This is a genomic window from Parerythrobacter lacustris (genome assembly GCF_024626475.1).
GTDB classification, from domain to species: Bacteria; Pseudomonadota; Alphaproteobacteria; order Sphingomonadales; family Sphingomonadaceae; genus Parerythrobacter_A; species Parerythrobacter_A lacustris.
In genome coordinates this window covers 418498-444325 of the sequence record NZ_JANKHH010000001.1, presented here as the reverse complement: position 1 = coordinate 444325, position 25828 = coordinate 418498, and the positions used below count along the sequence as shown (strand labels likewise).

General features: G+C 62.0%; 28 protein-coding genes and 2 tRNA genes. 19 read left to right on the top strand and 11 right to left on the bottom strand.

The annotated features are described in order from the left end of the window. The first annotated feature begins 60 nt into the window (after positions 1-60). From NSO95_RS02265 to NSO95_RS02240, 6 genes are all read left to right on the top strand, one after another. Positions 61-351: a flagellar biosynthesis anti-sigma factor FlgM gene (locus NSO95_RS02265; protein WP_257594515.1), complete on the top strand. Its 291-nt coding sequence runs from the start codon at positions 61-63 to the stop codon at positions 349-351. Further along, positions 348-653: a flagellar protein FlgN gene (locus NSO95_RS02260; RefSeq protein WP_257594514.1), complete on the top strand. Its 306-nt coding sequence runs from the start codon at positions 348-350 to the stop codon at positions 651-653. The genes NSO95_RS02265 and NSO95_RS02260 overlap by 4 nt, the downstream gene beginning before the upstream one ends. 101 nt (positions 654-754) lie before the next feature. Continuing rightward, complete coding sequence (locus tag NSO95_RS02255) at positions 755-1645, top strand: transglycosylase SLT domain-containing protein (RefSeq protein ID WP_257594513.1); 891 nt, start codon at positions 755-757, stop codon at positions 1643-1645. Continuing rightward, a complete protein-coding gene (locus NSO95_RS02250) occupies positions 1645-3735 on the top strand; it encodes a flagellar biosynthesis protein FlhA (RefSeq protein WP_257594512.1) in 2091 nt (696 codons plus the stop codon). Before NSO95_RS02255 ends, NSO95_RS02250 begins: the two co-directional genes overlap by 1 nt. Further along, positions 3732-4457 carry a sigma-70 family RNA polymerase sigma factor gene (locus tag NSO95_RS02245; protein WP_257594511.1) on the top strand — a complete coding sequence of 242 codons (726 nt, stop codon included), beginning with the start codon at positions 3732-3734 and terminating at the stop codon, positions 4455-4457. Before NSO95_RS02250 ends, NSO95_RS02245 begins: the two co-directional genes overlap by 4 nt. Before the next feature lie 82 nt (positions 4458-4539). After that, the gene (locus NSO95_RS02240; RefSeq protein ID WP_257594510.1) at positions 4540-5649 is read left to right on the top strand and encodes a GGDEF domain-containing protein; all 1110 of its coding nucleotides are present in this window, start codon (positions 4540-4542) and stop codon (positions 5647-5649) included. A 134-nt stretch (positions 5650-5783) separates the two neighbouring features. On the opposite strand, the gene NSO95_RS02235 is transcribed toward NSO95_RS02240, so the two are convergent. Together NSO95_RS02235 and NSO95_RS02230 are read right to left on the bottom strand one after the other, a co-directional pair. After that, a tRNA-Thr gene (locus NSO95_RS02235) sits at positions 5784-5859 on the bottom strand. A 21-nt stretch (positions 5860-5880) separates the two neighbouring features. Then, positions 5881-5954, bottom strand: a tRNA-Cys gene (locus NSO95_RS02230). A gap of 124 nt (positions 5955-6078) precedes the next feature. Between NSO95_RS02230 and NSO95_RS02225 the strand changes: the two genes are divergently transcribed. Continuing rightward, positions 6079-6858, top strand: a complete 780-nt coding sequence (locus NSO95_RS02225; protein WP_257594509.1) for an acyl-CoA thioesterase — start codon at positions 6079-6081, stop codon at positions 6856-6858. Between the two features lie 55 nt (positions 6859-6913). Here NSO95_RS02225 and NSO95_RS02220 read toward each other — a convergent pair whose 3' ends face one another. The 7 genes from NSO95_RS02220 to NSO95_RS02190 all read right to left on the bottom strand — a co-directional run bounded on the left by NSO95_RS02220 (position 6914) and on the right by NSO95_RS02190 (position 11493). Further along, positions 6914-7720 (bottom strand): crotonase/enoyl-CoA hydratase family protein, encoded by an 807-nt coding sequence (locus tag NSO95_RS02220; protein WP_257594508.1) that lies wholly within the window; start codon positions 7718-7720, stop codon positions 6914-6916. 68 nt (positions 7721-7788) lie between these two features. Further along, complete coding sequence (locus tag NSO95_RS02215) at positions 7789-8118, bottom strand: winged helix-turn-helix domain-containing protein (RefSeq protein WP_257594507.1); 330 nt, start codon at positions 8116-8118, stop codon at positions 7789-7791. A 51-nt stretch (positions 8119-8169) separates the two neighbouring features. Next, on the bottom strand, positions 8170-8757 hold the full coding sequence (locus NSO95_RS02210; RefSeq protein ID WP_257594506.1) for a JAB domain-containing protein: 588 nt from the start codon (positions 8755-8757) through the stop codon (positions 8170-8172). Beyond that, positions 8709-9053: a hypothetical protein gene (locus NSO95_RS02205; RefSeq protein WP_257594505.1), complete on the bottom strand. Its 345-nt coding sequence runs from the start codon at positions 9051-9053 to the stop codon at positions 8709-8711. Before NSO95_RS02205 ends, NSO95_RS02210 begins: the two co-directional genes overlap by 49 nt. A 173-nt stretch (positions 9054-9226) precedes the next feature. Next, positions 9227-9607 (bottom strand): hypothetical protein, encoded by a 381-nt coding sequence (locus NSO95_RS02200; RefSeq protein WP_257594504.1) that lies wholly within the window; start codon positions 9605-9607, stop codon positions 9227-9229. A gap of 6 nt (positions 9608-9613) precedes the next feature. Further along, on the bottom strand, positions 9614-10204 hold the full coding sequence (locus NSO95_RS02195) for a helix-turn-helix transcriptional regulator (protein WP_257594503.1): 591 nt from the start codon (positions 10202-10204) through the stop codon (positions 9614-9616). Between the two features lie 89 nt (positions 10205-10293). Continuing rightward, positions 10294-11493, bottom strand: a complete 1200-nt coding sequence (locus NSO95_RS02190; RefSeq protein ID WP_257594502.1) for an LL-diaminopimelate aminotransferase — start codon at positions 11491-11493, stop codon at positions 10294-10296. A 126-nt stretch (positions 11494-11619) separates the two neighbouring features. On the opposite strand from NSO95_RS02190, the gene NSO95_RS02185 reads away from it, so the two are divergent. The 6 genes from NSO95_RS02185 to NSO95_RS02160 all read left to right on the top strand — a co-directional run bounded on the left by NSO95_RS02185 (position 11620) and on the right by NSO95_RS02160 (position 17923). Beyond that, a complete protein-coding gene (locus NSO95_RS02185; protein ID WP_257594501.1) occupies positions 11620-13464 on the top strand; it encodes a PHA/PHB synthase family protein in 1845 nt (614 codons plus the stop codon). A gap of 123 nt (positions 13465-13587) precedes the next feature. Beyond that, entirely contained in the window at positions 13588-14385 is a 798-nt protein-coding gene (locus NSO95_RS02180; RefSeq protein WP_257594500.1) for a phasin family protein, read from the top strand. A gap of 222 nt (positions 14386-14607) precedes the next feature. After that, the gene (gene clpS / locus NSO95_RS02175) at positions 14608-14985 is read left to right on the top strand and encodes an ATP-dependent Clp protease adapter ClpS (protein ID WP_257594670.1); all 378 of its coding nucleotides are present in this window, start codon (positions 14608-14610) and stop codon (positions 14983-14985) included. 74 nt (positions 14986-15059) lie between these two features. Continuing rightward, entirely contained in the window at positions 15060-16304 is a 1245-nt protein-coding gene (gene lptF, locus NSO95_RS02170; RefSeq protein WP_257594499.1) for an LPS export ABC transporter permease LptF, read from the top strand. Between the two features lie 6 nt (positions 16305-16310). Then, positions 16311-17408 carry an LPS export ABC transporter permease LptG gene (lptG, locus tag NSO95_RS02165; RefSeq protein WP_257594498.1) on the top strand — a complete coding sequence of 366 codons (1098 nt, stop codon included), beginning with the start codon at positions 16311-16313 and terminating at the stop codon, positions 17406-17408. Next, entirely contained in the window at positions 17405-17923 is a 519-nt protein-coding gene (locus NSO95_RS02160; RefSeq protein WP_257594497.1) for a GNAT family N-acetyltransferase, read from the top strand. The genes lptG and NSO95_RS02160 overlap by 4 nt, the downstream gene beginning before the upstream one ends. A 4-nt stretch (positions 17924-17927) precedes the next feature. Here NSO95_RS02160 and NSO95_RS02155 read toward each other — a convergent pair whose 3' ends face one another. Next, positions 17928-19016 (bottom strand): fatty acid desaturase family protein, encoded by a 1089-nt coding sequence (locus NSO95_RS02155; RefSeq protein WP_257594496.1) that lies wholly within the window; start codon positions 19014-19016, stop codon positions 17928-17930. Positions 19017-19193: 177 nt separating this feature from the next. On the opposite strand from NSO95_RS02155, the gene NSO95_RS02150 reads away from it, so the two are divergent. The 3 genes from NSO95_RS02150 to NSO95_RS02140 all read left to right on the top strand — a co-directional run bounded on the left by NSO95_RS02150 (position 19194) and on the right by NSO95_RS02140 (position 21942). After that, a complete protein-coding gene (locus NSO95_RS02150) occupies positions 19194-20351 on the top strand; it encodes a GNAT family N-acetyltransferase (RefSeq protein ID WP_257594495.1) in 1158 nt (385 codons plus the stop codon). Positions 20352-20441: 90 nt separating this feature from the next. Next, complete coding sequence (locus tag NSO95_RS02145; protein WP_257594494.1) at positions 20442-20831, top strand: response regulator; 390 nt, start codon at positions 20442-20444, stop codon at positions 20829-20831. Positions 20832-21150: 319 nt separating this feature from the next. Beyond that, entirely contained in the window at positions 21151-21942 is a 792-nt protein-coding gene (locus NSO95_RS02140; RefSeq protein WP_257594493.1) for a response regulator, read from the top strand. A gap of 19 nt (positions 21943-21961) precedes the next feature. On the opposite strand, the gene NSO95_RS02135 is transcribed toward NSO95_RS02140, so the two are convergent. After that, positions 21962-23626 (bottom strand): CHASE domain-containing protein, encoded by a 1665-nt coding sequence (locus NSO95_RS02135; protein WP_257594492.1) that lies wholly within the window; start codon positions 23624-23626, stop codon positions 21962-21964. A 124-nt stretch (positions 23627-23750) separates the two neighbouring features. On the opposite strand from NSO95_RS02135, the gene NSO95_RS02130 reads away from it, so the two are divergent. From NSO95_RS02130 to NSO95_RS02120, 3 genes are all read left to right on the top strand, one after another. Next, positions 23751-23969, top strand: a complete 219-nt coding sequence (locus tag NSO95_RS02130) for a NepR family anti-sigma factor (protein WP_257594491.1) — start codon at positions 23751-23753, stop codon at positions 23967-23969. Beyond that, a complete protein-coding gene (locus NSO95_RS02125; RefSeq protein WP_257594490.1) occupies positions 23969-24577 on the top strand; it encodes a sigma-70 family RNA polymerase sigma factor in 609 nt (202 codons plus the stop codon). Before NSO95_RS02130 ends, NSO95_RS02125 begins: the two co-directional genes overlap by 1 nt. A gap of 65 nt (positions 24578-24642) precedes the next feature. Continuing rightward, positions 24643-25824 (top strand): AI-2E family transporter, encoded by a 1182-nt coding sequence (locus tag NSO95_RS02120; protein WP_257594489.1) that lies wholly within the window; start codon positions 24643-24645, stop codon positions 25822-25824. Positions 25825-25828 lie beyond the last annotated feature (4 nt).

Below are 25828 nucleotides of genomic sequence, written 5' to 3'. Positions count from 1 at the left end.
GGCTTAAGACCGGCCTTCGTTCGCCGTTCTTACCATCAGTAACCCACAGGAGCGACGACAATGTCTCCCCACGACATAGCGAAAACGGGCGCAACCCATCCGGCCAGGGCGATCGCCCGCGACCTGACTGGGGATCGGGCAATGAGCCGGCCGGGCACGGCAGGAACTCATGCGGACAAGGGCCTCGCGGTGCAGACCGGCGGTCGCGTGACGGCAGGACCGGTTCCGGTCGCAGAGGACCGCGTCGCGCAAATCCGCGAAGCCTTGCGCGAGGGCAGCTATCCGATCATACCGGCCAAGATAGCCGATGCCATCATCGCGGCCCGCCTGATGTTGAGCGACGGGCAATGAGCGACGATAACCAGCTCGCCAGTCATCTGCGGCATATGCTTGCCGTCCTGGATGCCGAACGGCAAGCGCTTGCCGGACTCGATCTCGATGCTCTGCTGGCCGCGACCCTCGCCAAGCAGGAGATTTGCGCCAGTCTGGAAGTGATGGTCGAAAGCGCAGCCAGCGGCGAATGCCGTACGATGCTGGAAGCGGCGAAGCGGCAAAACGAGGTCAACCGCAGGGTGCGAAACCTGCTCTCAGCCAACCTCGCCGCGCGTCTCGACAACCTGCGCCACAGGCCCGGACTTTACCACCTGCGATAGGCCGAGCTCGGCTCACAGCTGGACAAGCTGCGCGATAGGGACCGGTCTGGCACGCCCCTTGCTTCTTGGCAGCTGGTAACAACCGGCAAGGAACTCGGTGGATGACCGACCGCATCATGGCCACAGTCCCGCCCCGCGTCGCGTCCGGTGCGGCGCAAGCGGACATTGCCATCTCGCGCGCGGCCGAGAAAACGGGGGTCGATTTTCGCTTCCTGCTTGCCCAGGCGCAACTCGAATCGGGGATGGATCCGCAGGCCAAAGCGAAGACATCGAGCGCTACCGGTCTGTTTCAGTTTATAGACCAGACCTGGCTTGCGGTGCTTGATCGGCATGGCGAGCGGCTCGGATACGGCGCTTTGGCCCAAGCCATCGAAACTTCCGACGGACGAGCCCGGATCACCGATCCGAGCATGCGCCGGCAAATCCTCGACCTGCGCTTCGATCCGACGGCATCGTCGCTCATGGCGGGAGCATTGGCCAGCGATAACGGGGCGGAACTGAAGACCGTGCTCGGTCGCAACCCGGACGCAAGCGAACTCTATCTCGCGCATTTCCTCGGCGTCGCAGGTGCATCGCGCTTTCTTGCCGAGCTGGCGAGCAACCCGGCCGCTTCCGCCGTCGAGTTGCTGCCTCGCGCGGCAGCCGCCAACCCTGCGATCTTCCGTGACCGGTCTGGCGCGGCACGATCGGTGTCAGAGGTTATGGAGGTCATTCGTCGCCGGGTCGACCGGGCAATGGGTGATGCACCGCCCGGGGCAATTCAAGGTTCGCTCCCCGTCGCTACGCCGAGAACCCGTTTCGCTGAAATTGCGCAGTCGACCGGGCCAAGGGTTTACGGCGCCATGTCCGGCCGAAGCAGTCAGCCCGATCATCGATCGATGGCAGATACGCTGCGGCACGGCTTCCTCATCGACCAACCGCGCGGTGCCGATCTGCCCGGTGCCGACCATGTCCGCGCCGCTTATGCCCGCCTGAAAGGGTTCGGACTGTGATGCACCGGATTTTCCCTTCCGGGATCGCCCCGTTGGCGCTCCCTGTTGCCATTCTTGCTGTCATTTCGATGATGGTGCTGCCGATCCCGACTGCCCTGCTGGATCTGTTTTTCGTCTTCAACATCGCGTTGTCGATCGCGATCCTGATGACCGCATTGAACGCCCGCAAGCCGCTCGATTTTTCCGCCTTCCCTACGGTGCTGCTGTTTGCAACCTTGCTCCGTTTGGCGCTCAATGTTGCCTCGACCCGTGTCGTACTGGTCAACGGGCATGAAGGCGGAGCGGCAGCCGGCCAGGTGATCGAGAGCTTTGGGGCCTTCCTAGTTGACGGCAGTTTCGCCGTAGGACTGTTCGTCTTCATCATCCTCCTCATCATCAACATGATCGTCATCACCAAAGGGGCGGGTCGGGTCTCCGAGGTCTCGGCGCGCTTCACCCTTGATGCGCTGCCCGGAAAGCAGATGGCCATCGATGCAGACATCGCAGCGGGCCTCATGACCGGGGACGAAGCCAGAACGCGCAGGGCGGAAGTGGCGACAGAGGCGGATTTCTATGGCGCAATGGACGGGGCCAGCAAGTTCGTCAAAGGCGATGCCATCGCCGCTCTCCTTATCCTTGGAATCAATGTCATTGCCGGATTCGCGCTGGGCATGCTCAGCCACGGGCTGAGTGCCGGCGAAGCGGCGCAAACCTATGTCACGCTCGCCATAGGCGATGCTCTGGTTGCACAGGTTCCCGCCCTGCTCCTCTCGATCGCGGCTGCTGCCATCGTCACCCGTGTCAACGACAAGGCCGACCTGGTCGGCCAGATCGGCGGGCAGTTCGCAAGTCCGGCAAACTGGCTCCCGGTGGCGCTTGTGCTGGGCGGGATCGGGATGGTGCCGGCCATGCCCCAGATGGTCTTCCTCCCGGCTGCCGTCCTGTCCTTCTGGCTGTACCGTGCGCTGGGCAAGCGGCAGGGTCGCGATGCACCGACCCCGCTAGTATCCCACGAAACAGAACCCCGTGCCATCGAGTTCGCGGATGTCAGCGATCAGACGCTCGTAACCCTCGAGCTCGGTTACGGGCTCGTGCACCTCGTCGATGAGGCCACCGAAGCACCGCTCGTCGCGCGAGTAACCGGGGTTCGCAAACAGCTGAGCCAGAATTTCGGCTTCGTCGTGCCGCAATTCCGGATCAGGGATTCGCTCGACCTGCCAGCCAACGCCTACCGTCTGCTGCTGGGCGGTGTCGAACTCGCGCGCGCCGAGGCCCGTCCCGACGCCCTGCTGGCGATCGATACAGGCGAGGTGAACGAGGGCCACGGGGTAACCGGCGAACCGACCCGGGATCCCAGCTTCGGCTGTCCGGCGCTGTGGATTCCGCCCTCCGAGCGCAACCACGCGGTGGCGGAGGGCTTCCTGACCGTACCGGCAGACACCGTGGTCGCCACGCACCTCAACCAACTCCTGCAAGGCCGCGGTGACGAATTGCTGGGCCCGGAAGAAGTGCGCGCGCTGCTAGAGTCCGTGCAAGAACGGGCACCCGAGCTGGTCAAGGCGATCTATCCCGAACCTCTTTCGCTGGCGGCCGTCACCCGCCTGCTTCGCGCGCTGCTGGCCGATGGAATCAGCCTTTCCCACCCCCTGCCGATACTCGCCAGTCTGGCCATCGGCCTGCAATCGACCAAAGACTTCGATGCCTTGATTGACCACATTCGTGCCGATCTGGGCGGTTGGCTTGTCGGTCAAATCTGCCCGCCGGATCGACCGTTGGGCGTGCTAACCCTGGATGCAGGGCTTGAAGGCGCAATTCTGGGTGGCCTCAGGGACCCGCTGACCGGGCAGCCAGCAATCGAACCCGATTGCGCGCGGATGATCAGCGAAAGCGTAGGCGCGTTCGTTGCCGAACACGACGGGCTGCGGGGCCTCGCCCTGATCGTGCAGCCCCCCGCGCGCCGCGCACTCGCCACGCTGCTGCGCCAGCGGATACCTTCTTGCCTCGTGCTCTCGATCGCTGAGTTACCTGCCGGTCAGCCGGTCGAAGTTCTTGGCGTCATTGGAAGCACACAAGCCCCGGCCCTGTCAGTGACGGAGGCACTTGCCGCATGAAACATGATCATACGCAGTTTACTGCGGCGACTGCCTATCGGGCGCATGACACGGTTGCCGATCGGGTGCGACGCTTCACCCCCATGGTTCGCAGAGCCGCCTGGCACATTCACGGAGCGGGCCGCGACGGGATGGAAGTCGAGGACCTGATGCAGGCCGGATACCTCGCCCTGACCGAATGCGCGCGAAACCATGCCGGGCCGTCGGAAGACGGCTTTGCCGCATATGCCAAGATTCGCGTTCGCGGAGCCATGTTCGACCTCATCCGCAAGCAGATGTCGTGCAGTCGCAACGCGGCGAAACGCCGGAAGCAGGCTGAACGGCTGGCGAGCGAGTTTTACCAGCGGGAAGGTCGCGATCCGGCAGGTGCTGAACTCGCCCAGGCAATGGGAATCCCGCTGGCTGAACTCGATGACGTCCTGTCTGACAATGTCCGACTCAAGTCGATCGACGAATGCTACGACGAATGCAGCGTGTCGTTTGCCACCGACCTGCCCGATCCCTTCGCCGTTTTGAGCGAACTGGGGGAGAATCACCGGTTGGGGCAAGCGATGGAACAATTGCCCGAACGTCTCCAACTCGTACTTCAGCTATATTTCGTCGAGGAGCTGAACCTCACGGAGATTGCCTCCGTGCTAGGCGTGAGCATTCCGCGGGTCCATCAGCTTAAAGCGCAAGCATTGTTGAAATTGCGCAGCCTGATGGCGATTGACGATGGCTGATCGCCCGCCCTTGAACGGGTAAACCATGATCTAGGTGATCGGACCTATCGACCGGATGGGGATGCCTGCCGTTCTAGCTGCCATGATCAATGCAACACAACGCGAACCAAACCCGCCTCACACCGGCTTGCTCGGCTGGCTCGGCCTCGGCCGAGCCGGAGCAGTTGCGGTCCACCGGACCGGCGATGTATCTGGCACGGGGCGACAGGCAATCGTCGCCCGTATTGGCGCCTTCCTGGCCGAACACGATCTGGAAGTGACACCTGCCAACCTCGCGGTCGCCCATGGCGTGGTATCGGGTCTCAATCCCCGCCTTGAGCGGCGGATCCGGCGGATGGAAGAGACGGGACAGCGCATTTCGCAGGAGTGGCTGCGACAAGCAGTTGCAGGGCAAGGTGCCGACGACCGGTCGATCGATCTCCTGGCCCAGCGGCTCGAAAAGGGGATCGACGATTTCTCCCGCAGCACCGTGAAGGTCCGCAGCACGACGCAATGCTACGGCGATGCGCTCGAATCCCATATGGGTGAGCTCAACGCCCGGCCGGATCCGGGCAAGGTCATAACCGATCTCGCAGCCTTTGCCGGTGTCATGCTCGAACGAACGCGCAAGGCCGAAGCGAGCCTGCAAGAAAGCGAGGAAGAGGCCGCCGCTCTGCGCAGGAACCTCGAGTTGGCACGCCGCGATGCCGACTACGATTTCCTCACCGGACTGCCAAACCGCCGCGCTTTTGAATCGAGGCTGGAAGAAGAGATTGCCGCTGCACGCGCGGCGAACGAGCCACTGTGCGTCGCATTCTGCGATATCGATCATTTCAAGCGGGTCAACGACACGCACGGCCACGAGGCAGGGGACCGGATCATTTGCGTGGTCGGCAAGACCTTGTCCGACTTATCGGGCGAGCGGTGCCATGTCGCGCGTCATGGCGGGGAGGAGTTTGTCGTGCTGTTGCGAGGGCTCGCGCTGGAAGACGCTCGCGACCTGCTCGACGGCCAGCGCAGAGCACTCTCCGAACGCAAGCTGGTGAACCGCCGTACCGAGCAAGCATTCGGCAGGATCACCTTCTCCGGCGGCGTCGCCGATGTATTTGCCTACAGCGATGCATGCGATGCGCTCGCCGCAGCGGACGAGGCGCTCTACGAAGCGAAAGAGTCCGGCAGGAACCAGATCCGTGCGGCGGGCCCCAGAGCATGACGTGCTGCCGAGTATTGGGTTCTCAGCCAGCCAAGTGATTGACGATTTGACGCACGAGCGGACAATCTGCGTCGATGTCTGATTCTCTGCCCACCACGAGCACCTGTGCCTTGTCACGGTGGTGATCAGGCTGCTGGTGCCGCTTACAGGATTCGAACCTGTGACCCCATCATTACGAATGATGTGCTCTACCAACTGAGCTAAAGCGGCACGCTCGCCTTGGGCGAGAAGTGGAGGCCCGAGCCGGAATCGAACCGGCGTGCAAGGATTTGCAGTCCTCTGCGTAACCACTCCGCCATCGGGCCTCGTCCCGCCTTTTGCGCGGGAAGCGGCGCTCTAGCGGGTCGGGGGCGGCAAGGCAATCGCTTCCTTGTCGCCTTCCGTAACGGCAATCTGGTCAAGCGCGCCGAGCGATGTAAGGGGATGCAAATGAGCGCTGCAAGACTGATCGAGCCGATCGACGGCAAGCCGGGGGTGACGATCCTGCCCGAGGCGGAAAACTGGATGCAGGGGCGAACCCTGTACGGCGGCGCGTCGGCGCTCGTCGCCTACACTGCTGCCATCCGCGCCTTTCCCGAGTTGCCTCCCTTGCGTGCGGCCCAAGTGGGCTTTGTCGCCCCGGTTGGGATCGAGGTCGAGCTGAACGCAGAGATCGTCCGCCAGGGGCGGAACGTGGCGCAGGTGCGGAGCGAGATCCGGTCGGGCGGCACCGTCGCGCTGACGGCCTTCTGGCTGTTCGGCACCGAACGCGATGCCAACGCCGTTCATCCCGCGCCGCAAGCCGAGGATTGGCATGGCCCGCCCGACGGTGAAGAGCCGCTCTCGCTCGACAAAGCACCTTCCTTCCTTGGCAAGAATTTCGAACTGCGCCGGGCGCAAGACGTACGGGGGAAGGGCAAGCCTGTCGTCCGCCGCTGGATGCGGCTCAAGGAACCGAGCGGCCTCGATCCGGTGTCCGAACTGATCCTGCTCGGCGATACGCTCCCGCCGGGTGCGATGCGCGCGATGCGCCGGCAAGGTCCGATCAGTTCGATCAACTGGTCGTTCAACCTGCTCGAGCCGGCTCCCGCGACCTCCGACGGCTGGTGGCTCGCCGAGACGGCCAGCGAATGGGCCGATCTCGGCTATTCGAGCGAGCGGCTGCGGCTGTGGAATTCGGAAGGCAGGCAAATGCTGGCGGGGATGCAGTCGGTCGCGATCTTCGGCTAGAATTTGCTTCGTTTCGCGGCACCGGCCCGCCGCCCCGTAAGTCAAAAACTCCAGCTCAGACGTCTTCGAATTCGGGCTTGCGCTGGGCCATGCCCGCCATCACCGCTTCGATCTGGTTCTTCGTTCGCATGATCGCATGCTGTTCGAGGCTTTCTTCCATCAGCAATTGATCGGCCGTCCGATCCATCATGTGATTGGATAACCGCTTGGCCCCGCGAATAGCGTGCGGATTGCGATTAGCGATCTCGCACGCAATGGCGGTTGCGCGTGCGAGCGGATCTTCGTCGACAAAGGTCGCGAGACCGTATTCCTTCGCTTCCACGCCCGAAAAAATGCGATTGGTGTAGGTAAGTTCGCGCAGCACATCGTCGCGCACCAACCCGCGCCACAGCGCATAGCCGCCCATGTCCGGCACCAGGCCCCATTTGAGTTCCATGATCGCCATGCGCGCATCGGGGTGGACGATGCGGATATCCGCGCCGCTGGCAATCTGCAGGCCGCCGCCAAAGCAAACTCCGTGAACCGCCGCGATCACCGGCACCGGCAGCTTGCGCCATTGCATCGCTGCCTGCTGGGCCCTGTTCGCATTGCCATAGGTCCGCTCGGTAAGCGGAGGCTCGTCTTCCTTCGGCTCGCGCCCGAAGCTCGCGGTGTCGAGTCCGGCGCAGAACGACTTGCCCTCGCCCGAGAGGACGACGGCGCGCAGCCCCTTCATCTCGTGCAGGGCACTGCCGGCGCGGATGATCCATTCGAACATCTCGGGGTCGAGCGCGTTCATTTTGTCGCCGCGCACGAGGCGGACCTGCGCTACGCCGTCGGCACCCAGTTCGATCGACACCCGCCCGTTGTTCGCAAAATCCATTCAATCACCCGTTCAATGCTTGCCCGTCATGGTTGCGGATAGCCGCGCGGCTGTCCAGCGATTCGGCACTAACCGGATGCAACCGCATGCGCATCGCAAGCGAGGAAATAGGCGCGGCGATGAAGGTCGGTTGCGATCAGGTGCGCAAATCCGAATAGGCTGAGCTTTGCCCTCACGCGCGCTACCGTCACAGCAACACGATTGGTCTCGGGATCATGATCCAGCCGCCAGACATCGCGCAGGAGATCCATTTTCGAGTGCGGCACAAAAGGGTGTTCGGCGAGGTGCCACAAAAGGCCGAATTCGCGAGGATGGAGCCGCAGCCAGTCGCGCCCGACGCGCGCATCACGATGGAACAGGTCGAGCAGGATCGGCCCGGCCAGAATCTGTCGCGGCATGGTGGGCTGAATGGAGCCGACGGTTGCCTGGCAGCGCATTGCTGCGCGACATCAATCGAAATGGCCGGCCGCACGCATGCTGAAAAGCTTCGACCGGGTGACAATGAGATGATCGAGCAACTCGATCTGGAGTTTTTCCGCCAGACCGGAGAGTTCGCGTGTCGCCGTTTCGTCGGCAGGGCTCGGGCTGCACATGCCCGATGGGTGATTGTGGGCGAGCAGTATCCCTTCCGCGCCGACCGTGAAGGCACGCCGGAAAAGGGTGGCTGCCGTGAGCCTTACGGTGTCAGGCCCGCCAATGCCCATTTCCTCATCGAGCAGGTAACTGCGTCCTGGCCCGCTGAAGATGACAAGCAACCTTTCTTCATGGCAGAAGCCGATCCGATCACGGATATAGCGGGCCAGCGCCGGGTCGGAGACATCTACCTGCCGGCTGACCATGTCCTCGCGTGTTGCTGCATCGATCAGATCGCGAGCCGCGAGTAGCAGCTCGCACGATTTGGCAAACGGTCCGGCAGCGGCGAGCAACCGATCCTTGGGCGCGTCGAGCGCTCGCTTCAGGCTTCCGAACTGAGTGCGGAGGCGGCTCGCTAGCTGGTCGGCGGAATCGCCCGCGAACGGGGTGAGGAGCTGCGCCATGACCTGTAATTGCCGTGGCGCTGCACCCGCTGATGGTGGAGCCATATACCGAGCCCCAACGTAGTGATCTGCAAATAGGACGGACCCACGTACATCATCACATAGGCGATCGGAGATATCTGATCCGCCAGTTCCCTGGCGAAGTGTGCCAACAGCGCTATGATCTGAAATCCTGCTATCCATAGCGTATACATCCGATTTGCCCTGAGGGCGACGACGACCATGACAACGGTCACGACCACTTCGATGAAGAGCAATCCAGGTTCAACCTCGTTGCGTTCGAATTGCCTGCCCAACAATGCTAGGTACGCGCTCCCGGCAAGCCACATGCTGAGCAAGGTGGAAGCGACCCATCGCTCTGGCCCATCTCCGTACCGCAGTGAAGCGACGAGCAGTGCGACCAAAGCGATTAGGTAGACTGCTACCCGATAATTGTTCCAGAAATCGAGTAACGTCAGTTGGTTCGCTCCTAGCTGAACTGCGCCTCAGCAACAGGGATCTCGGCATTCAATGCCGATGCCGGGACCTTGGTCTGATCACCTGTGTCGGGTCCGCAGAATTCCCGCGCGATATTGCTCAATTCGTCGTGCACGCGCAACAGGTTGGTCGAAATGGACAGGGCCTGCTGTTCGGCCTGCGTCAGCCGCATGATCGCACGCTGGCCGACATATACGGGAATTTCCGGGCTTTGGCGGGCTGAAAGCATAGCCGCTTTGAGCTTCGCGAAAGCGACCATTGCTTCGTCGGAAACGGCTTCCGCTTCGCGCATCAGCTTGCGGATGTTGAGTGCTTCATCACGATACTTTACCATTTTGAACAGACCTTCCTGCTGTCGCAGGGTGCCGATCAAAATCGTTCAGCCAGGCCCTGCGTTGTGTTCCATGCGGGCAATCTCACCGACTCCATCCATCGCTGTACTCAGGCTCAAAGAGGCCGTGATGACCAGAACGACCAAAGCAATAGTGCCGAAGGCAATCCCGATCATCACGGCAAGCCGGTACAGGACAGCATTGTCGCCATCGAGCGCCGCTGGGACGACCACTGGCTCCCGGGATCCTGACCAAGGCACATCGATGAGGACGTGATGCGCATCGGAAAGGACGATCTCGCCAGGGCCGACCCGGGACCGCTTCTGATCGAGATCGCCATCATCAGGCAGCTGAGAATTTATGTATGCAGGTTTTCTACAGGGCGCCTGGTCAGGAAGCTGCATGGAGGATTGCTCAGGAGACTGCGGCTCGTAGCCTGCCTCGCTGCGATACCACTCGACGAGTTCCGGCAGGCTCGCGACCCCGTAGATGTCCTTCAACGCCTTGATATGTTGATTGATACGGCTTTCGGACACACCCAGTTCGCCAGCGATAACCTTGATCGGCTGCCGTCGGTCGATCGCTTCCAGCACCGCGCGCTGGCGTTGGGTCAGGTTCCGCGAAGGTTCCGCGGCCATCGAGTGCCTCCTGTTTCAACCGGTCGTATCTAAACCAAGCGTGACGCTTAGGCAAACCCAGGCAACACCAAATTGGTTTTTACAGAGAATCAGGCAGCCGAGCTGTTGATTCCGAGCGACTGGAAATAACGCTTTATGTTGCGCGCCGCCTGTCGCAGCCTTTGTTCATTTTCTACCATCGCGATGCGGACGAACCCTTCACCCTCTTCACCATAGCCAACGCCGGGCGCAACTGCGACATCGGCGTGGGTCAGCAATTGCTTGGAAAATTCCAGACTGCCCATCTCTTTCAAAGCGGGGGGAAGCGGGGCCCAGGCGAACATACTGGCGGGCGGAGGCGGGATATCCCACCCGGCCCGGCCGAAGGATTCGACCATGACGTCGCGCCGCTTGTGGTAGAGCTGGCGGTTGGTCTCGACGATATCCTGCGGTCCGTTCAGTGCTGCGCAGGCCGCAGCCTGAATCGGCGTGAATGCGCCGTAATCGAGGTAGGATTTGACCCGGCTCATCGCGGCGATCAGCTCGCGATTGCCGACCGCGAAGCCCATCCGCCAGCCGGCCATGGAATAGGTTTTCGACATCGAGGTGAACTCAACCGCAACGTCCTTCGCTCCCTTGACCTGCATGATCGAAGGCGTCGGATTGCCGTCGTAATAGAGTTCCGAATAGGCAAGGTCCGACAGCACCCAGACCTGGTTCTCCTTCGCCCAGGCCACCAGCCGCTCGTAAAAGGCGAGGTCAACCACTTCGGCGGTCGGGTTGGAGGGGTAATTCACCACCAGCACGCTCGGCCGCGGGACGGTGAAGTTCATCGCCCTTTCGAGGCTCTGGAAATAGTTCTCGTCCGGCGTGGTCGGCACGCTGCGGATCGTCGCTCCGGCGATGATGAAACCAAAGGTGTGGATCGGATAGGACGGGTTGGGCGCGAGCACGACATCGCCCGGTGCAGTGATCGCCGTCGCAAGGCTGGCCAGCCCTTCCTTCGAGCCCATGGTCACGACTACTTCGGTCTCTGGGTCGAGCTCGACCCCGAACCGGCGCGCGTAATAGTTGGCCTGTGCGCGGCGGAGGCCGGGAATGCCTTTCGACTGCGAATAGCCGTGCGAATCGGGCTTCATCGCCACTTCGCACAGCTTGTCGATCACATGCTGGGGCGGCGGATTGTCGGGGTTGCCCATGCCGAGGTCGATGATGTCCTTGCCCGCACGCCGCGCCGCGTGCCGCATCGAATTGACTTCGGCGATCACATAGGGCGGCAGCCGCTTCATGCGGTAGAAATCGGTATTCATCGGACCGGAACATTCCTCCTTCGGCGCCTCCAGACAGGCGCGCGTACGAATCCTAAGCGATTCACCATCGCGGTGGAAAGCGCTTTTCGCTAATGCACAATCAATAGCAGCTAACGGAGCGCAGCCATGGCCGACCGGCAAGACCCATTTGCAGCGTTTTTCGATATGCAGGGCGAAGCGATGCGCGAGATGTTCGCGCAGTTTTCTCCTGCGCCTGGTGCTGCTCCAGGTCTTCCCGACATGGCGCAATGGAACGACGCGGCGGCCCAGATGCAGCGGATGTGGACCGAATTCATGACGGACAAGCTGGGATCGGCTTCGGCCAACCCGCTCGATCCGGCACAATGGATGCTGATGACGCAGGGCTGGGCGCGCAGCACGCCGACGAGTTTCGAACCTGCTGCCAAGCTGATGTCCGAAAGCGTCGAGCTGTGGCAAGGCGTGATCGGCTCGATGATGGGGCAAGTCGCCGGCACCAAACCCGCACCGCAGGAGCTGCCGCGCAAGGACCGGCGCTTCAGCGACCCGGCGTGGCAACAGCATCCGGCCTATGCGCTGCTCCACCAGACCTATTTGATGCTGGCCGACTATTTCGTCCGCGCAGCGAAAGAGGTCGATGGCGTTCCCGACGACAAGAAGGCCCAGCTCAGATTCGCGACCCAGGCGCTGGTCGAAGCGATGAGCCCGGACAATTTCATCGCCACCAACCCGGTGGTCCTCAAGCGCACGATCGAAACCGGCGGCCAGAACCTGGTCAAGGGTCTCCAGCACCTGATCAATGATCTCAAGCGAGGCCAGCTGACCCATACCGATGCCGATGCCTTCACCCTCGGGGAGAATCTCGCGGCGACCCCGGGGAAGGTCGTCTACGAAACACCGCTCTACCAATTGATCCAGTACAGCCCGTCGACCGATGAGGTCTACGAAGTCCCGCTGGTGATCTTCCCTCCGTGGATCAACCGCTTCTACATTCTCGACCTGACGCCGAAGAAGAGCTTCATCAAATGGGCGGTCGATCAGGGGATCACCGTGTTCGTGGTGAGCTGGAAATCGGCCGACGCCAGCATGAAGGACGTGGTGTGGGACGATTATATCCGTAGCCAGATCGAAGCCATCGACCATATCCGCGCACGGCTGGGCGTGCCGCATGTCCATACCATCGGCTATTGCGTCGCCGGCACGACACTGGCGGCAACACTGGCGGTGCTTGCGAGGCGGGGCGAGGCGGAAAAGGTCAGGAGTGCGACATTCTTTACCGCGCAGGTCGATTTCGAACGCGCGGGCGAGCTGCTCCAGTTCATCGACGATGCCCAGCTCGACATGATCGCCAAGCTCACGCCCGACGGCTATCTCGACGGGCGCTATCTCGCTGCGACCTTCAATTCGCTGCGCGGCAAGGATCTGATCTGGAACTACGTGGTCAACAACTACCTTCTGGGTGAGGATTACCCCGCCTTCGACCTGCTGCACTGGAACGGCGATGTCACCAACCTGCCGGCCAAATGGCACGGCGATTACCTGCGCGATCTCTATCGCGACAACAAACTGGTCCGGCCCGACGCACTGAGCGCGGACGGCACCCCGATCGATCTGACCCTGGTCGAAACCCCGAGCTACGTGCAGGCAGGCCGCGAAGATCATATCGCCCCGGCCGAAAGCGTGTGGCGGATAACCGAGCACTTCAGGGGAGACATGACCTTCCTGCTTGCCGGGTCAGGGCACATCGCCGGGGTGGTGAACCCGCCCGAGGCGCACAAGTACCAGTACTGGACCGGGGACAGCGGTGCGGCATCGCTCAAGGATTTTGTCGTCGGGGCCGAGGAGCATCCGGGAAGCTGGTGGCCGCACTGGTTGGCATGGCTGGAACGGCAGGACAGCGCAAGGATCGCTGCGAAGGGCAAGCGGATTCCCGGGTCAAAAGGCGACCCTGTGATCGAAGATGCGCCGGGGAGATACGTCAAAACGCGTTGAACAACAGCGATTTGACGGCTTATTGTGCACTGCACAAAAAATCCTTGACTTCGCGGCCGCAATATCTATTTTGTGCAGTGCAACAAGGCGGGGCATCCCGCGCAACGCACAGGATTGAACATCATGGCCAGCAAAGCCGAAAGCAAGATCGATGCCGCTGCCGAGAAGGCCTATGCCGAAGCAGCCGCCAAGAAGGTCGACGCCGCCAAGGCAGAACCCAAGGCCGACGTAGCAGTCGAAAAGGTCGCTGAAACTGTCGAAGCTCCGGCTGCCAAACCAGCTACGCCGGCCAAGAAGCCGGTCGCCAAGAAAATTGCTGCGCCGAAGAAGGCCGTAGCCAAGAAAGCAGCGCCGAAGAAGGCAGCCGCTCCCAAGAAAGTCGCCGCAAAGAAAGCACCGGCCGCCAAGGCTGTTGCCCCCCAGATCAAACGCGCTGCCAAGGCAGCGCTCAAGACTCCCGCAAAGGAAACCATCATGACCAAAGCCAAGACCCAGACCGCCGACATGACCGCCAAGCTCAAGGAAGGCCTCGCCGACCTGCAGACGCGCGCCAAGACCCTCTATGGCAAGGGCAGCGAATTCGCGACCGACATGGGCGAATTCACCAAGGGTAACGCCGAAGCCGTTGTCGAATCGGCCAAGATCTACGCTGCCGGCGTGCAGGAAATCGCCAAGTCGCAGTTCGAAGACGTGAAGTCGGCTGCCGAAGTCGTCACTGCCGACCTGAAGGAAATTGCCGCTGTGAAGTCGCCGACCGAATTCGTCCAGCTGCAGGGCAAGCTCGTGAGCCGCAACTTCGACGCGACCGTCGCGCAGTTCTCGAAGACCACCGAAGCGTGGGTCAAGCTCGCAAACGACACTTTCGCGCCGATTTCGAACCGTGTTTCGGTTGCGATGGAAAAGGTCCGCAAGGCGGCCTGAACCAATTGAGCATTTTCTGAGCCGGATCTCTCCTCTCCCTTGAACCGGCCAGATTTGCCTGGGGCCGGACGGTACGCCGTCCGGCCCTTTTTCTTGGGCGGGATCGCGAGGTGCACCATCAGCTTTGCCGATCGTAAATCCCTTGGCCGTATGCAAGACAACGCCAGCATGACGGTTACCGCCTCTTGCGCTGGCACAAACGCTTACGATATTGGGCAGCTCATGCAGTCGATCCCGTCCCTAACCGCGCCTTTCGGGCAGGCCCCTTCGGCGGCCGGTCAGGATCCAGGCGATTCGGATACCGACAACCAGATCGGCATCGCCACCAAGACGCGGACGAGGCCCAAAAAGCCAAGCCAGTACAAGGTGCTGCTCCTGAACGACGACTACACACCGATGGAGTTCGTGGTGATTGTCTTGAAGCGCTTCTTCCGGATGGACATGGAGGAGGCGACGCGGGTGATGCTTCACGTTCACCAAAAGGGTGTCGGCGTTTGCGGCATCTTTCCTTACGAGGTCGCCGAAACGAAGGTGAACCAAGTGATGGACTTCGCACGCCAGAACCAGCATCCGCTGCAATGTACGCTCGAGAAGGCGTAATCAGCCGCTCTGTTGCCAATTCCGCTTAAGGCATGACCCGGTTGGATTTTCGCGCTAGGGCGCAGGGGTAACAGATGCCAAAGCGCGGACCCTTGCTCAAATTCATTCCTGCTATCGACCGGTATATCCTGCGGCTTGTGTTGTTGCCGATGGCTGCCGTTTTCGCGATCGCGGCGACGCTGCTCCTGCTCGACAAGATGCGGAGGCTATTCGATTTCGTCGCGGTCGAGGGCGGGCCGGTTGGTATCGTGTTCAAGATGCTCGGCGCGCTGATTCCCGAATATGCCAGCCTCGCCATTCCTTTGGGCTTGCTGCTTGGCATTCTGCTTGCCTTCCGGAAGCTTGCCACCACCAGCGAACTCGACGTGTTGCGCGCGGTCGGGCTGGGCTACGGTCGGCTGCTCAGGGTGCCCTACTTGATCACTGTCGTCCTGATGGCGGTGAACGTCGCACTGGTGTTCTACGTCCAGCCGATCAGCCGGTATTACTACGAGCAGCTGGAATACGACCTGCGTTCGGGCGCGTTGGGCGCATCGATCAAGGTCGGCGAGTTCACCACTCTGGCGGACCGCATGGCGTTGCGGATCGAACAGAGCGAGGACGAGGGGCGCCGACTCAAGGGAATCTTCGCCCGCGTGTCCGACGAAAAGGGGCAGGTCCTCTCGATCTCCGCGCGCGAAGGAAACTTTCTCGCCACTTCGGACAGCCCGGACACGATCATCCTGCGGTTGACCGACGGCACCATCGTGCAGGACTCCGGGGGCGACAAGCAGACCCCGCGGGTGCTGAGCTTCACCCGGCACGACCTGCCGATCGACCTGCCCCGGGTCGAGGAATTCCGCGCCCGCGGCGATGCCGAGCGGGAGTACATCCTTCCCGAGCTGCTGAGCATCGGCTGGTCGTCCAACGAGAGCGAGCAGAAGCGCGATGCCAGCCAGGCGAGTTTCAACTTCCGCCTGGTCGAAGTGGTAATGATGTTGCTGCTGCCGCTGCTGGCGGTGGCGTTGGCGATTCCGCCAAAGCGCTCGACCAGCTCGCTCGGCGTGTTCGTATCGATCGTCATGGTGGTCGCCTATCACAAGGTGAACCAGTACGGAGAGGACATCGCCGCATTGGGGCGGCTGGACCCGATCCTCGCGCTGTGGGGGCCGTTCGTCCTCTTTGCCGCCCTGATCCTGTGGATGTACTACCGTGTCGCATTCGTGCCCGGCGGACAGGCGATCGGGGCGCTTGAGTCGTGGTTCGCGAAGCTGACGAAGCGGTTGCGCAAGTTGGTCGTCCGCAAGCGCCCCGCGCACGAGCTGGCAGCACCAGAGTAGCGGGATATGCAGCTCGACTTCTTCCCTTCCCGCACGCTGACGCTCTACATGGCGCGACTGTTCGTGGCCCGCATCATCGCGATGCTTGCGGTGCTGGTCGTGGTGTTGCTGGCGCTCGACCTGCTGGGCAAGACGGGTGAAATCCTCGCCGTGCCGGGCAATGGACAGCGCGAAATCCTGACCTACGCCGGTTTGCGGGTGCCTGAGCTGATCGCCAGCTTCCTGCCCTATTCGGTGCTTCTCGCCACGCTGATCACGCTGGTGACGCTCAACCAGAACAGCGAAGTGGTGGCGATGAAGTCCGCCGGGCTTTCGGCGCATCAGGTGCTGGCTCCCTTGCTGCTCACCGCGCTGATGGTGTCCGTGGCGAGCTTCGCCTTCAACGAAAACGTCGTCACCCGCGCGACCGCGACGCTCAAGGCGTGGGAGGGCAACGAGTTCGCCCAGGTCCCGTCTACGTCCGAAGAACGCAGCAATGTCTACCTGACCGACGGGACCGATATCCTCGTCGCCCAACGGTTGATCGGATCGGGCGCAGCGATACGGATGGAAGGCGTCACCTGGTACAAGCGTGATCCGCTTGGCATGCTGGCGGAGCAGGTCAAGGCCACCAGCGCGACTTTCGCCGCCCCCGGGTGGAAGCTTGAAGGGGTCGAAGGTTTCGATGTCGCCACAGCCGAGACCCGCAAGGGCAGCGAGCTTGTCGTGGCCCGCGGATTGACAATCGAGCAAATCGAGCTCGACGGCATCGATGCCGAAACTCAATCCTTCTTCGCCCTGGCGGATTCGATCGAGGCGTATGAGGCCGCCGGGCGCAGGACGAGCGAGCTGCGCGCTGCGTGGTGGCACAAGATTTCGGGGCCCCTATCGGCGTTTCTAATGCCCTTGCTGGGTTCGGTTGCAGCCTTCGGGCTTGCACGGTCGGGTGCGGTGTTCATTCGCGCGATCATCGGCATGGCGCTGGGCTTCGCCTATTTCGTGGTCGACAATGCGGCGCTCGCGATGGGAAGCTTCGGCGGATATCCGCCGTTCCTCGCGGCTTGGGGGCCGTTCCTGCTGTTCCTGCTGATCGGCGAAACGGTGCTCATCCGGACAGAGGAATGAGCGGCTTCACGCTTCGGCTGGCGCAGGAGGGCGATGCCGAGGCGTATCACCGGGTCGAGGATGACGCCACTGATCTGCTGCGCGAAGAGCCTTCGCTGGCAGGCGTGCCCATCCCGCCCACTGCTTCGGCACAAGACCATGCAAAGGTCATCGCCAAGGGGCGCTCGCTGACAGCACTGGTGGGGAACGAGATTGTCGGCTTTGCTGCCGCCGCGCCTGCCGGGCGGGAACTCCATCTGCACGAGTTGAGCGTCGCACGGGCGTATCAGGGCCGCAAGATCGGGGCGACCCTGCTCGAGGCGCTCGCTGTCGATGCCCGCAATTCAGGCTATCGGGCGATTACGCTCAACACCTTCCGCGATATTCCTTGGAATGCGCCCTTCTATGCCCGTCACGGCTTCGTCGAAGTCGAGAACCTCGAGGGCAGGCCGCATCTGCTCGAAGCGCATGCAAGCGACATCGCTCTCGGCCTCCCAGCAGAACGGCGCTGCGCGATGATCCGGTTCCTCGATTAGAGCTTCATCGCACGGCCATGGTGCTGCGGGCGATCCGGCCCACAAGGTGCAGCATACCGGGGTGGTTGGCCCCATCATAGGTCGATGCGTTGCCCAGTTCGCCCTTTAGCCGGCGGTGCGCTTCCGGCAACGCATGATAGGGCATCGAGGGCATCAGGTGGTGCAGCGCATGATAGCGTAGTCCGACCGGTGCCCACAGCTCCGCCGCGAAGCCGGGCGGGGGGACGTTGACCGAATCGAGAAACTGCGCAGTCACCGTCATTGGCTCGCCTTCGTTCTCCCACAGATGCGCGACAAGCGTACGCAGCTGATTGAGGACTGCGGTGAACGAAACGATTGCCAGCGCAATCAGCAACGGTCGCCAGCCGAACGCAAACACGCTGCCGATGAGGGCCCACGACCAGACGAAGCCGCCGAACTCCTGCCAGAAGACCCGCCCTTTCATTTCCCCCTCGGGCGGGCGACGGCGGAAATCCGGATTGATCGACAACGCGGAAAACCGCTCCCAGGTCAGCCGGCGGATTGGGGGTATGGCTGCTCCCAATGGCAACAGGATCGCGCAGCGCAGCAGGAAAGCCACCGGCGCAAGCAAGGCCACCAGCACGAACAGCGGCAAGCTCCACGGCTTCATCAGCGCCAGCGGGAGATACTCCGGATCCTCGATCGTGCCGTACTGGGTGCGCTTGTGGTGGATCGTGTGCACGCCTTCGTACATGTAACTCGGCACCAGCATCGGGATGCCGACCAGCACGTTCCACGCCAGGCGGAAGCCGGGGAGTGCATTGCGATGGATATGGGTCAGCTCATGGATAAACATCAGCGCGCGATAGAGCGCGAGTGCAGAGATCAAGCCGAGGGCAATCGCCATCGGAACGCTCGACACAAGGATCGCACCGGCCATCGCGGCATATCCAATTCCCGCAGACAGCAGCATATCGGGCCAGTAGATCGATGGATTCGCATCGGCGATGTCCTTCGTCAGGTCACGCGCGAGGCGAAGCATGACCTTGTCGTCGGATGCGCGGAACTGCTCGCGGCTGGCGCGCGGTGCCGCTGCGGGCACGGATATCGCAGGGTCGAGCGTCTTTTCCATTTGCGGTTTTCCGAAATTCTCCGAAGGCACCTTACTGCACAAGCGGCGCACAAGACAAACAAGTCATGCCGGCGAGAGTAATCGACTCGCTTGCGCATTCGGCCCGGCTGACGCGCTCGCTTGACAGCGGCGCTTAATCACTCACAGGGCGAACCCAGGCTGAACAGGACGAGACGAGTGAGTTCCGACGAGATAGTCATTGCGCCCGTAAACGACAAGCCGGGCCGCGGCGCATTCGTCGATCTAGGACGCGACTTTGCGGCGAGAACCCCGCACAGCGTACCCCAGCTTCGCGGAGAGCTGCTCGAACTGATCGATCCGAACAAGAACCCGTTCTTCGAGCATGCCCAGGTCCAGCTGTTCATTGCCTATCGCGGCGGCAAACCGGCCGGGCGCATTTCGGCGCATATCGACGAGCTCGCGCTGCGTCTGCCGCCCGAGCAGGGCATGGGTCCGGGCACGGGAATGTTCGGCTATTTCGATGCAGAGGATGCGGACATTGGTGCTGCGTTGCTGGCGCGGGCCGAGGCTTGGCTGCGCGAACAGGGGATGACGCGCGTGCTCGGCCCGATTTCCATGTCGATCTGGGAGGAGCCGGGCCTGTTGGTGGAGGGCCACGATCATGCACCGATGATCATGATGGGTCATCATCCGGCCAGGTATCAGGGATGGATCGAAGCGCAGGGCTATGCCTTGGCCAAGACGCTGTTGACCTATGATCTCGACGTCACGCCTGAATTTCCTCCGCTTATCCAGCGCATCGTCGCGTCGGGACAGCGCAACGAACGTATCGCCATTCGACCCGTCGACCTCTCCCGTTGGGAAGAGGAAGTCGAAACGGTGCTTCGCATCCTCAACGATGCCTGGTCGAGCAACTGGGGGTTTGTGCCGTTTACGGAGAGGGAAATCGCCTATGCAGGCAAGAAGCTCAAACCGCTCATCAGGCCCGAACTCAACCGGATCGCCGAGTTGGACGGACGCCCGGTCGCCTTCATGCTGACCCTGCCCGATATCAACGACGCACTACGCAAGATCGACGGAAAGCTGTTTCCATTCGGCTGGTTCCACCTGCTCCGCTGGCTGCGCAGTCCGTACGGAGCCGGCATGCGGGTGCCGCTGATGGGCGTCTTGCGGGAACTGCACAATTCCCGGCTTGCGAGCCAGCTCGCCTTCATGATGATCAGCGACATCCGCCGGGTGGCTACTGCAAAATTGAATACGAAGCGGGCCGAGATTGGCTGGATTCTCGACGACAACCAGGGGATGATTGCAATAGCCGACGCAATCAACAGCTCGGTCAACCGACGCTATGCGATCTATTCGAAGTCTCTCTAGACTCAACCGGGGGCGCTGAGTGGAACGCCTGCGAAGATTGGCCGTTGTAGGCGCGACAGGGCCGACACAGCGGTCATACCCGAGGACCGCATGCCGCGACGCAAACCCATTCGCACCGCGCTGATCGTCGAGGACGATGCGATCATCGCCCAGGCGATGGCAGAGACCATGCATGACGCGGGCATTCGAGATATCAGGTTCGCTGCGACCACCGAAGAGGCATTGGCACAATTGCGCGAAGGGCGGCCTGATGCGCTGGTGCTCGATGTGCATCTGGCCGATCGCGCGGACGGCTGGAGCATCGCGGAACTGGTCAGTGTGATCGGCCCCAATCCGCCACAGATCGTCTTCGCTACCGGCGTTCCCGGGGAGATCCCGCCGGACATTGCACGAATCGGTACTGTGCTTGAGAAACCGGTCTCCCGGCAGGCATTGCTGGATGCGCTCTTCCCGGATCCGGCTGCCAAGGGGTTGGTCTGACTTCGCGATGACCGGCGATTTGACGGACTTCCACCCGAACGAAGCGTGGCATACCGCCAGAACGAAAAAAGGCCTCCGGGTCCATAGGGACCGGGAGGCCTTCGGGATCGTGTCACCAGCCGCTTGGACGGGAGGGGGGTCTCGGCGGTGACATAAGCTAAATGCCTTGCCCGGCGGACGGTTCCAGCAGCCCGAAAATTTTTTGCTCAGGCCTCCATCGGGAGTGTGAGCGATAAATTGAATGCTGGCGGTTGTGGTTGCTTTGGAACCAACCTCACGAACGAACGTTGCGGGTGCGGATGTATAATGAAGGGATCATATGTCGCTCGGGAACCAAGTCGCCGCCAACCTACCCTGTTTGCGGCGTTACGCGCGCGCGCTGACCGGTTCGCAAGCCAGCGGCGACAGCTTCGTCCGTGCCACGCTTGAAGCGGCATTGTCCGACGAGGAGCTCAAGGCTTCGCTCGCCGACGGACGCGTTCCGTTGTATCGGGCCTTCAACAAGATCTGGGCGAGCGCCTATCAGGATGCTCCCAAACATGAGGAGCTCGGCCAGCACGAAGTGGCCGCGCAAGACCGCTTGAGGCGAGTGACGCCGCTCAACCGACAGGCCTTGTTGCTGACCACACTGGAAGATTTCACCGCTTCAGAGGCTGGAGAGATCATGGACCTCGGCGAGGGGGATATCCAGGAACTGGTGCGCGAGGCGATCGATGAGATCGACCGTGAATCGACAACCAGCGTCCTGATCATCGAAGACGAGCCGCTCATTTCGATGCAGCTTGAGGATCTGGTTTCCTCGCTTGGGCATGAAATCTGCGGGACCGCTGCAACGCGCACCCAGGCTAGCGAAGTCGTGGCCAACAACAAGCCGGGTCTTGTGCTGGCGGACATCCAGCTGGCCGATGGCTCGTCGGGCCTCGATGCGGTCGACGACATCTTGTCGCTCGGTAGCGTGCCGGTGATCTTCATCACCGCCTATCCCGAGCGGCTGCTCACCGGAGATCGCCCGGAACCGACCTATCTTGTCACCAAGCCGTTTCAGGAAAGCACAGTCCGCACCGCGATCAGCCAGGCCCTGTTCTTCGGGTCGAGCCGACCATTCGCGTGAGCCCGGTTCGCGACCGGGCCTAACCGGGGCGTTTCTCGACCCGCATGCGAAAGTCGCTCGGTCGGCGCACGGGGACAAAGATCTCGCACCGTACGCCATCAGGCCGGAATTCGAGAGTGACCGGGTGGCGCAATTCGTGTGCCACGATCTTCTCGATCAGCTCGGTGCCGAACCCGCGCGCGCGCTCTTCCTTCGTGGCAACGGGCGGGCCGCCACTTTCGATCCATTCCAAGCGGACCTTGTCCGGTCCGACCAGCGACCAGGTGAGCAAGATCTTACCCCCTACAGCGCTGAGCGCACCGTATTTTGCCGCGTTTGTCGCCAGTTCGTGGATGGCCAGCCCGAGTGACAAGGCATCATTCGGTGCCAGCGCAACCTCGTCTCCGCACAAGTCGAGGATATTGTCGTCGTGCCTCGCATAGGGTGCCAATTCGGCCTGAACGACATCGCGGATCGGAGTTGTTCCCCATTCCGATTTCGTAAGCAGATCGTGTGTCGCGGACAGAGCGCGGATACGCCCGTCAAGGCTCTCTGCGAATGAATCAAGGGAATCTGCCCGCCGGCGTGTCAAAGCGACAATCGAAAGCACATTCGCCAGCGTGTTCTTGACCCGATGATTCAATTCACGGGTGAGCGAGTTGCGGATCGAATTCTGCTCCTCGAACCAATCGAGAGCCGCCCGGTCTTCCAGCGCCTGATGCGTCAGCAATCGGGCAACCACCATAAGCAAGGTTGCAACCAGCAAACCGAAAAGGAGCGTGATCATCGACAATGTCGACAGGGACGAGTCGAGCGAGGACTCGATCTCGAGCACCATGTCGCGCTGGGCAATCCGGACAGATTGGGTCATTGTCACCCCGGTCGTCACATCCGGCGGCACCTCGGCCAGCAGCCGATCGGGAGAGATGATCCCGTCATAGAGCCGTACGCCTTTTTCTCCCCGACCCTCAAGCTCCAGCGCCGAGAAGAGAAACTCCTGCGCGCGGAATGGGCTGTAGATAAATCCCTTGAGACGCCGTGGTGTCCGACCTTCCTGGAATACCGGCATATAGATCAGGAAGCCAGGATCCGAGCCGGTGCCTTCCTGTATCAGCACGATTTTGCCGGTGGCAGTCGGCCGCGTGCTGCGCTCCGCCTCGTCCATCGCCTTGCGGCGCACCGGCTCCGAATACATGTCGAAGCCCAACGCCCGCCGGCTGCGCTCGGTGTCCGGCTGGAGGTAGGTGATCGGAACGACATGCGTCCGATCTGCAGGAGGACGCGGGAAGACTGCGAAGTCGCCCGGTACGAATGTGCTTACTCGCTCTTCGAATGCCTCGATTTCGCCGAGGCGCAGCCGCCGGGCCCACCCGATGCCTTCCGCCCCTCGGAAATCGGAGTCAAGCTGGAGCTGGGTAACAAAACTCTGGAACAGCAGCGGTTCGATATCTTCCGAACTGCCGAACAAAGCCGCCCCCGCGCGCAGGTATGCCGCAGAGCTGTTGCCCCGGCGCTCTACGGCCGATGCAATTGCCTTTGCGCGCTCACGCAATTCTGATCTTTCCCGTTCACTCTCGCCCGTTTCGATCGCGTAGACACTCAGCCCGGTGATCGCAGCTACCAGCAGGAAGAGGGCGAGCGGGACCGCGCGCGGGTACTCGATCAGTAGCCGCCGGGTCCGGCGTTCAGGATATTTCCTTGCCACCAATGGTCACTATCCTAAGGCCTGATACGGGTTCGCTGGCGAATGAATGAAGCTATGTTGCATAGGGAACAAAACAAAGCACCTATCGTTCCATGCCCACGGGACCGAAACTCAAAAATGCCGCATGGAAATCGCCAAGCTGGCCGGAGGAATGGCGAACACAATGAAGCGTGACAAAGAGGTAGAAAAGTCTGGCGGAGAGCGGTCAGGCAAGAATCGTGGTCCTGCGGCGCGCAAGCCCGGCTGGGCCAGCGGCTTGCAACAGCTCTATGATTCCGTGATAGAGGAGCCACTGCCCGACAGTTTCAAGGATCTGCTCTCGCGCCTGGACGATAAGCGCTGATGAGCCACCCGGAACGGACGGTCTCCGAAAAGGCCGATTTCAAGAAAGAACTGACCGAGGTCATTCCGCACCTGCGCGCCTTTGCGCGGGGGCTGTGCGGCCGGCCCGACATGGCGGACGATCTGGTTCAGGAGACCATGCTCAAGGCGTGGGCCGCACAGGACCGGTTCGAACCCGGCACCAGCATGCGCGCATGGACCTTTGTCATCCTGCGCAACGCCTACCTCACCGACATGCGCCGCAACCGTTTCCGCGGCGAATATGACGAGGGCGTGGCCGAGCGAATCCTGACGGCCCCGGCCGGGCAGGAAGAACCGCTGCATCTGTCGGACATGCACCGGGCGCTGTTGACGCTCCCGGCCGAGCGGCGCGAAGCCTTGCTCCTGGTCGGTGCCGGTGGCTTTTCCTACGAGGAGGCAGCCGAAATCTGCGGCTGCGCGATCGGGACGATCAAGAGCCGCGTGGGCCGCGCCCGCGCTGCGCTGACTTCGATGCTCGAGGAAGGGGATATCCCGCGGCGCTCGCTCGACGACGACCTGGCGCATGGCGCCATTCTCAAGGAACTCGACGCTGTAGTGGCCGGGAACGGCGTTGCGGCGAAATTCTGACGTCTCAGTCATAGCTGCGGTGAATGCTTGCCGTGCGGGGCGACAGGCGTAATGATTAGCTTGTCATGAGCTCCAAACCACCGGTCCAATCCCCCAAGAGGCTAGCCCCGTCCAGCCGACGCATGGCGTTTGCCGAGCAGGAACTGCGCCTGATTTCGGCGCTGGTGGTGTTGATCGGCATCGGTCTGTTCCTCGCATTGCCGTTTGTGCTGTCGATCGGTTCGGTCGTGTTCCTGCCGCTGACCACGGCGGTCATCCTGATGATCCTGCTCTCGCCGTTGGCTGACCGCCTTTCGGGTTGGGGGTTGCCCAATGTTCTGGCGTCGCTTCTCGCCTTGCTGTCATTTCTTGTCGTGCTGATGTTCGCCTTTGCCGTGATCCTCCAGCCGGCAGGCACCCTGCTCGACCAGTTGCCGCAGATGGCCGAGCAGGTCGCCCGCAGGTTCGAGGAATTGCAGGACGAATTCGCCTGGCTGGCATCGATCAACGATCAGCTCGCTCGGGCCATGGGCACCGAGGGCGGGCGCGAAGTCGTCCTGGCCGGGCCGTCGTTTGTTCAGCAGATCGCGGTCGCGACGCCGAGCCTCCTGCTGGAAGTTCTGCTGACTTTCCTGATGGCCTTTTTCATGATCGAGGCGCGCGTCCGGCTGCGCCGCCACCTGCTGTTCGACCGTGCGTCCTACGGCACCAGCATCAAGGCGGCGCGGGTGCTGCGCGAAGTACAGGACCGGGTTGCCGCTTACATCCTGACCGTCGCATGTATCAACCTCGGGGTCGGGGTGATCGTGGCGCTGGGTGCATGGTTGCTCGGTGTCGACGCGCCCTTGATGTGGGGCGGACTTGCCGCATTGCTCAATTTCATACCCTATATCGGGCCCTTCGCGATGATTGCCCTGCTCGCACTGTTCGGCCTTGGCACGGCCGACGCACTGGCGCTGGGGATGGTCCCGGCGCTCGCCTATCTGGTGCTACACACCGTGGAATCGAATATCGTCACCCCGTCGATCCTCGGCGCGCGGTTCACCATGAACCCGGTGATGATACTCATTGCCTTCAGCTATTTTTCGTGGATCTGGGGCGTGTTCGGCGCGCTGCTTTCGGTGCCGATCCTGTTGATGCTGACCGCCTTCTTCGACCATGTCGGACGTCCGAACCTTGTCGGGTTCGTGTTCGGCGAGCCCCTTTTCGCCACCAACCTCATGGCATTGGGGGCCGACGATGACAGTGCCCAGTCGACCCACGGTTGAGACG

Excerpts from the sequence above, each read along its gene's own strand:
- NSO95_RS02265 (WP_257594515.1), top strand. The coding sequence starts at position 61 with ATGTCTCCCCACGACATAGCGAAAACGGGCGCAACCCATCCGGCCAGG.
- NSO95_RS02260 (WP_257594514.1), top strand. The coding sequence starts at position 348 with ATGAGCGACGATAACCAGCTCGCCAGTCATCTGCGGCATATGCTTGCC.
- NSO95_RS02255 (WP_257594513.1), top strand. The coding sequence starts at position 755 with ATGACCGACCGCATCATGGCCACAGTCCCGCCCCGCGTCGCGTCCGGT.
- NSO95_RS02250 (WP_257594512.1), top strand. The coding sequence starts at position 1,645 with ATGCACCGGATTTTCCCTTCCGGGATCGCCCCGTTGGCGCTCCCTGTT.
- NSO95_RS02245 (WP_257594511.1), top strand. The coding sequence starts at position 3,732 with ATGAAACATGATCATACGCAGTTTACTGCGGCGACTGCCTATCGGGCG.
- NSO95_RS02240 (WP_257594510.1), top strand. The coding sequence starts at position 4,540 with ATGATCAATGCAACACAACGCGAACCAAACCCGCCTCACACCGGCTTG.
- NSO95_RS02225 (WP_257594509.1), top strand. The coding sequence starts at position 6,079 with ATGAGCGCTGCAAGACTGATCGAGCCGATCGACGGCAAGCCGGGGGTG.
- NSO95_RS02220 (WP_257594508.1), bottom strand. The coding sequence starts at position 7,720 with ATGGATTTTGCGAACAACGGGCGGGTGTCGATCGAACTGGGTGCCGAC.
- NSO95_RS02215 (WP_257594507.1), bottom strand. The coding sequence starts at position 8,118 with ATGCCGCGACAGATTCTGGCCGGGCCGATCCTGCTCGACCTGTTCCAT.
- NSO95_RS02210 (WP_257594506.1), bottom strand. The coding sequence starts at position 8,757 with ATGGCGCAGCTCCTCACCCCGTTCGCGGGCGATTCCGCCGACCAGCTA.
- NSO95_RS02195 (WP_257594503.1), bottom strand. The coding sequence starts at position 10,204 with ATGGCCGCGGAACCTTCGCGGAACCTGACCCAACGCCAGCGCGCGGTG.
- NSO95_RS02190 (WP_257594502.1), bottom strand. The coding sequence starts at position 11,493 with ATGAATACCGATTTCTACCGCATGAAGCGGCTGCCGCCCTATGTGATC.
- NSO95_RS02185 (WP_257594501.1), top strand. The coding sequence starts at position 11,620 with ATGGCCGACCGGCAAGACCCATTTGCAGCGTTTTTCGATATGCAGGGC.
- NSO95_RS02180 (WP_257594500.1), top strand. The coding sequence starts at position 13,588 with ATGGCCAGCAAAGCCGAAAGCAAGATCGATGCCGCTGCCGAGAAGGCC.
- clpS (WP_257594670.1), top strand. The coding sequence starts at position 14,608 with ATGCAGTCGATCCCGTCCCTAACCGCGCCTTTCGGGCAGGCCCCTTCG.
- lptF (WP_257594499.1), top strand. The coding sequence starts at position 15,060 with ATGCCAAAGCGCGGACCCTTGCTCAAATTCATTCCTGCTATCGACCGG.
- lptG (WP_257594498.1), top strand. The coding sequence starts at position 16,311 with ATGCAGCTCGACTTCTTCCCTTCCCGCACGCTGACGCTCTACATGGCG.
- NSO95_RS02160 (WP_257594497.1), top strand. The coding sequence starts at position 17,405 with ATGAGCGGCTTCACGCTTCGGCTGGCGCAGGAGGGCGATGCCGAGGCG.
- NSO95_RS02155 (WP_257594496.1), bottom strand. The coding sequence starts at position 19,016 with ATGGAAAAGACGCTCGACCCTGCGATATCCGTGCCCGCAGCGGCACCG.
- NSO95_RS02145 (WP_257594494.1), top strand. The coding sequence starts at position 20,442 with ATGCCGCGACGCAAACCCATTCGCACCGCGCTGATCGTCGAGGACGAT.
- NSO95_RS02140 (WP_257594493.1), top strand. The coding sequence starts at position 21,151 with ATGTCGCTCGGGAACCAAGTCGCCGCCAACCTACCCTGTTTGCGGCGT.
- NSO95_RS02130 (WP_257594491.1), top strand. The coding sequence starts at position 23,751 with ATGGAAATCGCCAAGCTGGCCGGAGGAATGGCGAACACAATGAAGCGT.
- NSO95_RS02125 (WP_257594490.1), top strand. The coding sequence starts at position 23,969 with ATGAGCCACCCGGAACGGACGGTCTCCGAAAAGGCCGATTTCAAGAAA.
- NSO95_RS02120 (WP_257594489.1), top strand. The coding sequence starts at position 24,643 with ATGAGCTCCAAACCACCGGTCCAATCCCCCAAGAGGCTAGCCCCGTCC.